Source organism: Pseudomonas sp., from assembly GCF_050739995.1.
In the GTDB taxonomy this organism is placed as follows: domain Bacteria; phylum Pseudomonadota; class Gammaproteobacteria; order Pseudomonadales; family Pseudomonadaceae; genus Aquipseudomonas.
This window is the reverse complement of the sequence record NZ_JBOICG010000657.1, coordinates 1-8,316: the sequence shown is the minus strand read 5'-3', so window position 1 is coordinate 8,316 and position 8,316 is coordinate 1. Positions and strand designations below refer to the sequence as shown.

The following is an 8,316-nucleotide window of genomic DNA, read 5'->3' as shown; positions in this document are numbered from 1 at the left end:
CAAGCCCCCTCCCACATTTGCAACTGCGTTGTGTCATTAGCCTCATCCCTCCCATTTCCTTCGCTAATTTCATTCTTGTCCGCGATACTCAAATCGTAATCCGCCGCCCTAAAGATTCAAGCTAATTCGCGTTCAGCGTGACCCGGACGAAGGGTTGTCAGTCACAAAACTGCGCATCATTCCTGAGGCTTTCCCTGATGAACGAACTACAAGACTTGCTTGATAACAACGAACGCTGGGCGGACGCGATCAAACAGGAAGATCCCGAATTCTTCGCCAAGCTCGCCCGCCAGCAAACCCCGGAATACCTGTGGATCGGTTGCTCCGATGCCCGTGTGCCGGCCAACGAGATCGTCGGCATGTTGCCGGGTGATCTGTTTGTGCACCGCAACGTGGCCAACGTGGTGCTGCACACCGACCTCAACTGCCTGTCGGTGATCCAGTACGCGGTGGACGTGCTCAAGGTCAAACACATCCTGGTCACCGGCCACTATGGCTGCGGTGGCGTACGTGCTTCGATGCAGGACCGCCAGTTCGGCCTGATCGACGGCTGGCTGCGCACTATTCGTGACCTGTACTACGAAAACCGTGATGTGTTGGCACAACTGCCGACTGAAGAGGAACGTGTCGACCGTCTTTGCGAGTTGAACGTGATTCAGCAGGTAGCCAACGTCGGTCATACCAGCATTGTGCAAAACGCCTGGCACCGTGGGCAGAGCCTGTCGGTTCATGGCTGCATCTACGGTATCAAGGATGGCCGTTGGAAGAGTTTGAACACCACCATCAGTGGCTTTGAACAGTTGCCGCCGCAGTATCGCTTGCGCCCTTTGGGTGAGGCCTAAGGCCTTTTGCGGTCGCGCCATTGAGCCATGAACGCCTGGCCCTCGGCGTTCAGCGGTTCATTGCGACCGGTAATCCAGCCCCGGCAGTTCAGCTCGCCGCATTGGCAGGCGAACTGCCGGAAGAGCACGTCTTCGGTGCTGGCGTAATCCATGGTCAACAGGTCGCCGGCGAAGATTTCATGCAGCGTCCAGACCTCCAGGTAATGCGTGTCGAGAAATACATTCGGCTTGCAGGAGTGCGAAAACAGGCCACTGAACCAACGGTCGTAAAGGTGGATGCGTGATGACAACTGCAACGTATGCTGGCGTTGCTCACTCAAGGCGTATCCGGAAATCTTGGCGATGCATATACGGCTGTCGAACGCTACGCGTGCCTTGATTGCGACCCCCATGCCATCGCCGTGTTGCACCACCTCGAACTGCGCGCTCGAGGGATAGCCTTGTCCGAGCTGGGGCATGAACGGGTAAAGGCAGTCATTCACAACGTTTTTAGCCTTATCCATGGCCTGAGTTTTCATAACTCTCCTGGTTTAGGCTGCATCGACCTGCGGAGGGTGCCTGACGGCGAGTCTTGCAGCGAATGGGCGCGGCTTAAGACTCGCTGATGTTAGATCCGATTTCCACTGTCAAATCTGACAGTAGAAATCGTTTTTTACGTGCTTTAAAGGGCCGGCGCGGCGACAGCCGGCACGGGGGCCGGACTTTTCAGCTGTTTCAACTGCGCTTTGATGGACGGCGTGGCGCATTTGGCGTTGGCTTGCTCCGGGGTCAGGTTGCGCACCGAGGTGTAGAACAACTCACAGGTCTGTTCCTTGCGCGTGACTTGCCAGGTATTCATGCACGCCTGGAGCAATACATTCGGATCGCTGGCAGGCTTCTGCCCCATCCCCGCCTGCCAACAGGCGGCGCTCAGATCCTGGCCCATGACCTTCAACCCGGCGTCGTCGGCCTTTTGCTCGTCACCGTCATAAGACGCGGGGTCAGCCGCGTACCAGATATAACTTGGATGGTTGGAGCCCAGTACCGACACGGATTTACCCGCCACGGGGCTGATTTGTGCCAGGCCCAGCACGGCCACGGCTTGGCCGTATTGCTGCTTGATCCAATTGCGCACCGGTGCGCCGAACGCCACCATCGGCAGAGAGCTGTTGGGCGTCAGGGTCAGCTCTTTGACCATGTGCGTCTGGTAGTCGGTGAAGTAAGGGTAGACGGCTTCCAGGTCGTTCCCTGCATTGGACGGGGCTGCAATGGGCGCGATATCAATGATGGTCTGATATTTCGCGGTCTCAGTGGCCGGGATGCCATTGTCGGTGAGCAAGGTCGCCCAACGGTCGGTAGTGGCTGATTCCAGATAGTCCTGAGCCTGGGTCAGCGAGTAGTCCGGCGGGAAGTGCAGAAGCTCGATGCTCTTGCGGTTTTCCAGGGCCATCCCCAATGGCAGGAACAGGTACCAGTTATATGCCCATTTACCGTCACTGTTGAGCTTGCTCGCGCCCTGGTAAGCCAGGTCGGCGGTATTGAGCAAGGTGGTCAAGGGCTGGCCGTAGTTGTCGGGCACGCCGCTGAAGGTCGCCGTCACTTGCCCGTCATGGGCCTTCACACTGACCTTGGCCCGGCTGTAACCATCACGCTGCACGCTCTGGTTCAAGTAATGCTCAACGGTCTGCTCCAGCGTCCAGGGCCGAAAGCAGATCACGTTGCAGTTATTGGGGAAGGCGAACAACTGGGTGACGCGCTGCGTACTGCCCAGTGGTACTTCGATATCGGCCTGTGCGACCGCACTCGTGATGAGTGCGGCCAGGGCGAAAGACAACCTGGTCGGTTTGAACATGCTTGATTCCTTGTCAGCGAAAGCCCGTCTGCGCGGGATGAAGGCCCACCTCCACACAGTAGCGGCTGACCAGGAAAACCGCGTGCTAAATCGCCAGGCGTGTCGCTATTGGATAAGAAAACCTACACGTTGAACTGCAATGCGTTGCTCAAGTCGCCCATTGGTTTCTGGCCGCGCGCGATCATCGCGTCATCACGTTGCTTGAGACCGTCCAGTTTCTCCAGTTGGAACACGCGGGTAATCAAGCGCAGGATCGACGCTGTGTCGTACACGGTATGGTCAACGGTGCCTTTGCGGGCAAATGGCGATACCACCAGCGCCGGAATCCGGCTGCCCGGGCCCCAACGGTCGCCCTTGGGCGGTGCAACGTGGTCCCACCAGCCGCCGTTTTCGTCGACAGTGACCACCACCACCATGTTTTTCCACTGCGGACTTTCCTGCAGCACCTTCAAGGCGCGGGCGATGTGACGATCACCCGAGGCCACGTCGGCATAACCGGCGTGCATGTTCAGGTTGCCCTGGGGCTTGTAGAAGGTCACGGCGGGCAGCTTGCCGGCCTGCGCATCGGCGAAGAATCTGTTGGTGCTGACCTCATCGCCCAAGCCGCCATCACGCAGGCGTTTATCCCGCTCCGCGCGGTTCTCCGGGCCTTGCTGCTTGAAGTAGTTGAACGGTTGGTGGTGATACTGGAAGTTCGGAATCTTTGGAATACCACCCGAATCCTTGAACTGGTCCAAGGTCGCTTGCCACGCGCCGGCATACCAGGCCCAGTCGATATTCTTCTTCGACAGCTTGTCGCCGATGTGGTCGTGGGTCTGTGGTACCAGCACGTTGGGCAGGTCGGCCTTGGCATAGTCCGGGTTTTCCGGGTCTCGAATCCAGGTTGGCCAGTAGGGCGGTGCCAAGGTGTTCACACCGTAACCGTCCGGGGTCAGCGCGCTTGGGCCGAACTGCGGAGGGCCGGTCATGGCGCTGGCCGGGGATTTGTCCAGCGGCTTGAGGCGTGGGTCGGTCGGGTCATCGCTTTGCAAGGTCGCGATCTGGGCCTTGGCCACCGATTGCGCGGCATTCGGATAAAACGGCGCGGTGGCGCTGACGAGGTATTGGTGGTTGAGGAACGAGCCGCCAAATGTCCCTTGGAAGAAGTTATCGCAGAGCACAAACTCCCTGGCCACGTCCCACAGGCGCAGGGAATAACGGCTCTGGGCGTAGTAACCCATCACCAGGCCACCGGCATCACCCCAGGCCACAAAGTTATCGTTCTTGCCACCGTTGATCTGCATCTGGTTTTGATAGAACACGTGCCACAAGTCGCGGGTGACCAGGCTCAGGGGCAGGTCTTCGGCGTTCGGCCCCTTGAGGGCGAACGGTGCGTTGGGCAGGTTTTCCTGGAATTGCACTTCGCTGGAGTAGGTCACGCCGTCCACGGTTTGTGGGCCGACTTGCAACACACCGCCCCAGGCCGGTGGCAGGGTGGTCAACAGGCTGCCGTCGCGGTCGCGCTGTTGAGCGTCCGCGGCGGAAAGCGCCGACAAAGGTTTCTCAACGCCCGGGAAGTCAGCAAACAGGTTGTTGAAGCTGCGGTTCTCGGCATAGATCACCACCACGGTTTTCACCTGGTCGTGCAGGGCCTTGTCCAGCTCTTGCGGCGTCAGTGGCCGTTCTACCGGTTTGCCCGGCGTCTCGTTGGCATTGCCGCAGGCACTCAAGGTCGCGCCGACTCCCAACACCGCCGCGCCCCCCAGAAAGCGCCTACGGCTGGTATCTACCGGCGGTTGGGCTGCTGAATCGGGGGAAGGGCGGTCTTCGTGCTCGTCGCTCATTGCTGGGAGTCCCTGCTGGGTGGTTGTTGCAAGATATTTCGCAGGACGGTAGCAATGCAATGTGACGGAACGAAGACAGTGATTTGAATCAGGCGATTACAACAAGCGCAGGGCCAACTGGCTCCCGGCGCGCAGGTACTCCACCTGAGCCGTCACCGCATCTTTGACGATTGCTTCACCCGTGTCGGTTAATTTGGCTTTTTTCGAATCGATGACACTGGTCTGCAATAGCTGCATGGCCACATCGATGGCTTTCTGGAAGGCGGTCACGTTGTTGTGCTGGCCAAACTCCCTGATAACGGCCGCCATCCGACGATCCGCATCGTCTCGCAGGGTTTGGTACTCGACGACCGAAACGTTGTCATCCTTGTAGATAGTGTTGATCAACTCTTCCAGTGATTTGGACAGGGGCGTCATCGGATTTTCCTTGGTGGTTCGTGAGAGGGAATCCGGGTCAGGTTAATCCAAGGTATTGGCACTAGAAGTCAGGCTTAACCCTTATATGGAGTGGGACAACCCCACACATTTAGCCCGAAAGGAGTCCTGCGACTCGTCATTAGTAGACCTAAGATACTTCGCCAAGGCGGTAGCAATGCGCGATGCCGCGAAGACGGGGATGTAAGGAGCCGGGCGTGTCTACACGGGCCCAGCGCTGCTAGACTGGCTCGATACTGGATATCACCGAGGTGAACCGTGAAACCTTCAATTGCCCTGGATCTAAAACGAGCGGCCGTCAGAGAAGTGGTAGGTCGTTTTCACATCTCAAACCCAAGGGTATTCGGGTCTGTACTGCTGGGTACCGACCAAGAAGGCAGTGACCTTGATCTGCTGGTCGATGCGCCGCCGGGAACCACTCTATTTGATCTGGGGGGGCTGCAGGTCGAGCTTGAGGATCTACTTGGAGTCAATGTGGATCTATTGACGCCTGCCGATTTGCCTTTGAAGTTTCGCGCTAAAGTGCTGGCTGAGGCACGGCCGGTATGACCGCAAACCGCCTCGGGGATTATCTGGATCACATACGATAGGCCACTGCTGATGCGATCAGCTTTGTAGACGGCCTGAGCAAAGAGGAGTTCTTGGAAGACAGGCGTACCCAACAAGCGGTGGTCATGAGTTTGATCATTATTGGTGAAGCCTCGACGAAAATCATGGATCAGCACGCGGACTTCGCTGCGGCTCATGCATACATTCCTTGGCGTAGCATGCGCGGAATGCGCAACCGGATCGCTCATGGTTATTTCGATATCAACCTTGATGTGGTTTGGGACACGATCCAGAGCGCATTACCGGACTTACTGGAGCGCCTCCCAGTTACTCCTGCATGAAGCACCTGTTACAACAACAGATGCTTCATCCGCTGATTAAGGCATCACCGGCGGCAAATATTTCAACGTCGTTCCCAGCGCCCACAGCAGGAACAACACCAACGGCGTGTGCACCAGCAGTTGCACGAACGAAAACCCGATCAGATCCCGCGCCTTCAACCCCAGCACGCCCAGCAGAGGCAGCATATAGAACGGGTTGATCAGGTTCGGCAGCGCTTCGGCGGCGTTGTAGATCTGTACCGCCCAGCCCAGGTGATACTGCAGGTCATTGGCCACTTGCATAACGTAGGGCGCTTCGATGATCCATTTGCCGCCGCCCGACGGAATAAAGAAGCCCAGCACCGCCGAGTACACGCCCATCAATAGTGCATAGGTGTCGTGGGAGGCGATGGAGGTGAAGAAGGTCGAGATATGGTGCGCCAGGGTCTGGCCGTCACCGCCCTTGACCACGGTCATCAACGCGGCGATCGAACCGTACAGCGGGAACTGGATCAGCACGCCGGTGGTGGTCGGCACCGCGCGGGCCACCGCATCGAGAAAGCTGCGCGGGCGCCAGTGCAACAGTGCGCCGACCATGATGAACAGGAAGTTATAGGTGTTCAGCCCCGAGATCGCACTGATCGCCGGCTTGGTGGAAAACTCATGGAACAGCCAACCGGCGGCCAGCAACGCCAGCAGGATGGTCAGCAGCGGGCTGTGTTCCAGCCATTCGCCGGGACGGCTCGGTGCTTGCGGCTTGGGCAGGTTGAACGCCGGGTCGACGCCACAGGCCTTGGCATCGCGGGCGCTGTTCGGGCCCGGCGCGGTGGCGTAGGCGATGATCAGCGAGACCACGATCAGCGCCAGCAATAGCACGCCGGATTGCCACAGAAAGATAGTGTCGGTGAACGGGATCATCCCGGTGATCGACAGGATCGACGGCGGCAAGCTTGCCGGGTTGGCCTGCAATTGCGCGGCTGACGACGACAGTCCCAGCGCCCAGACCGCGCCCAGGCCCAGGTAGGCCGCGGCACCGGCAGCGCGGTAATCCATGCGCAAATCCGTGCGACGGGCCAGGGCCCGCACCAGCAACCCACCGAACACCAGGGACAGGCCCCAGTTGAGCAACGACGCAACCATGGAAATCAACGCCACCCAGGCCACGGCCGAGCGGCCATTTTTTGGAATACGTGCCAGGCGGTCAATCAGTTTCACAGCCGGTGGCGAACTGGCCACCACATAACCACCAATCACCACGAAGGCCATTTGCATGGTGAACGGGATCAAGCTCCAGAACCCGTCGCCAAAGGCCTTGGCGGCTTCGGTCGGTGCGGCACCCATGCCCAGGGTCGCCACGGCGACGATGATCACGGCGAGGGCGGCAAACACCCAGGAGTCAGGAAACCAGCGCTCGGCGAAATTGGAACAGCGCAGGGCAAATCGGGCATAGCGGCTTTCTTCGATAGCATCGGCCACGAGTCATTCCTCTTGTATTTATTATGGTGTTGGCAGTTTTACGGCATGTTCCGCTACGGCTATTGATATGGGAATGCAGTTATCTTCATCGATCGATGAGGAAAACAAATATATCTGTCGTGATTGCCATCATTGGGCTCAGCTCATAACCTGCACGCCATTTTGTTTGTCTGCCGAGCCTCTACATGACTGCCACCTTTTCTTCACAGGCGCAGCGTTTTTCCCGCTCCGACTACAAAACCCTGGGCCTGGCTGCCCTCGGCGGTGCCCTTGAAATCTACGACTTCATTATCTTCGTATTCTTCGCGCTGACCCTCAGCCAACTGTTCTTCCCCCCGGAAATGCCTGAGTGGCTGCGCCTGCTGCAAAGCTTCGGCATCTTCGTTACCGGCTACCTGGCGCGCCCGCTCGGCGGCATCCTGATGGCGCATTTTGCCGACCATCTGGGGCGCAAGCGCGTATTCAGCCTGAGCATCCTGATGATGGCGTTGCCCTGCTTGCTGATCGGGATCATGCCGACCTACGCACAAATCGGCTATTTCGCACCACTGATCCTGCTGGCGTTGCGCGTGCTGCAAGGGGCAGCCGTCGGCGGCGAAGTGCCCAGCGCCTGGACCTTCGTCGCCGAGCATGCCCCGATCCATCATCGCGGCTACGCCCTGGGCTTCCTGCAAGCTGGCCTGACCTTCGGCTACCTGCTCGGTGCTCTCACCGCGACGTTGCTGGCGCAAATCTTCACACCTGCAGAAATCCTCGATTACGCCTGGCGCTTCCCGTTTCTGCTCGGCGGAGTATTCGGCGTGATCGGCGTGTGGCTGCGCCGCTGGCTCAGTGAAACCCCGGTATTCCTCGAAATGCAGGCCCGGCGCCAAGCTGCCGCCGAACTGCCGCTGCGCACCGTGCTGCGCGACCACCGCGCTGTATTGCTGCCGGCGATGATCCTCACCTGTGTGCTCACCTCCGCCGTGGTGGTGCTGGTGGTCATCACCCCGACCATGATGCAGAAAACCTTCGGCATGAGCCCCAGCCACACCTTCGCC

Annotated in this window: 9 protein-coding genes; 4 read left to right on the top strand and 5 right to left on the bottom strand. The window is 58.9% G+C overall.

The genetic code is table 11. The annotated features are described in order from the left end of the window. Positions 1–197: 197 nt before the first annotated feature. Positions 198–842: a carbonate dehydratase gene (can, locus tag ACRESD_RS22180; RefSeq protein WP_431752865.1), complete on the top strand. Its 645-nt coding sequence runs from the start codon at positions 198–200 to the stop codon at positions 840–842. On the opposite strand, the gene ACRESD_RS22175 is transcribed toward can, so the two are convergent. From ACRESD_RS22175 to ACRESD_RS22160, 4 genes are all read right to left on the bottom strand, one after another. Beyond that, the gene (locus ACRESD_RS22175; protein WP_431752864.1) at positions 839–1,360 is read right to left on the bottom strand and encodes an SET domain-containing protein-lysine N-methyltransferase; all 522 of its coding nucleotides are present in this window, start codon (positions 1,358–1,360) and stop codon (positions 839–841) included. The two genes, can and ACRESD_RS22175, sit on opposite strands and share 4 nt — an antisense overlap. A 143-nt stretch (positions 1,361–1,503) precedes the next feature. Beyond that, positions 1,504–2,673 carry a hypothetical protein gene (locus ACRESD_RS22170; protein WP_431752863.1) on the bottom strand — a complete coding sequence of 390 codons (1,170 nt, stop codon included), beginning with the start codon at positions 2,671–2,673 and terminating at the stop codon, positions 1,504–1,506. 122 nt (positions 2,674–2,795) lie between these two features. Beyond that, entirely contained in the window at positions 2,796–4,496 is a 1,701-nt protein-coding gene (acpA, locus tag ACRESD_RS22165) for an acid phosphatase (protein WP_431752862.1), read from the bottom strand. Positions 4,497–4,592: 96 nt separating this feature from the next. Beyond that, positions 4,593–4,913: a hypothetical protein gene (locus tag ACRESD_RS22160; RefSeq protein WP_431752861.1), complete on the bottom strand. Its 321-nt coding sequence runs from the start codon at positions 4,911–4,913 to the stop codon at positions 4,593–4,595. A 276-nt stretch (positions 4,914–5,189) separates the two neighbouring features. Between ACRESD_RS22160 and ACRESD_RS22155 the strand changes: the two genes are divergently transcribed. Both ACRESD_RS22155 and ACRESD_RS22150 read left to right on the top strand, forming a co-directional pair. Then, positions 5,190–5,480, top strand: a complete 291-nt coding sequence (locus ACRESD_RS22155) for a nucleotidyltransferase family protein (RefSeq protein ID WP_431752860.1) — start codon at positions 5,190–5,192, stop codon at positions 5,478–5,480. Between the two features lie 56 nt (positions 5,481–5,536). Then, entirely contained in the window at positions 5,537–5,821 is a 285-nt protein-coding gene (locus ACRESD_RS22150; RefSeq protein ID WP_431752866.1) for a HepT-like ribonuclease domain-containing protein, read from the top strand. 36 nt (positions 5,822–5,857) lie between these two features. Here ACRESD_RS22150 and ACRESD_RS22145 read toward each other — a convergent pair whose 3' ends face one another. Beyond that, positions 5,858–7,276, bottom strand: coding sequence for a short-chain fatty acid transporter (locus tag ACRESD_RS22145; RefSeq protein ID WP_104995424.1), 1,419 nt, complete (start codon positions 7,274–7,276; stop codon positions 5,858–5,860). A 185-nt stretch (positions 7,277–7,461) separates the two neighbouring features. Here ACRESD_RS22145 and ACRESD_RS22140 point away from each other — a divergent pair. After that, a partial coding sequence (locus tag ACRESD_RS22140; protein ID WP_431752859.1) for an MFS transporter occupies positions 7,462–8,316 on the top strand: 855 nt, incomplete at its 3' end.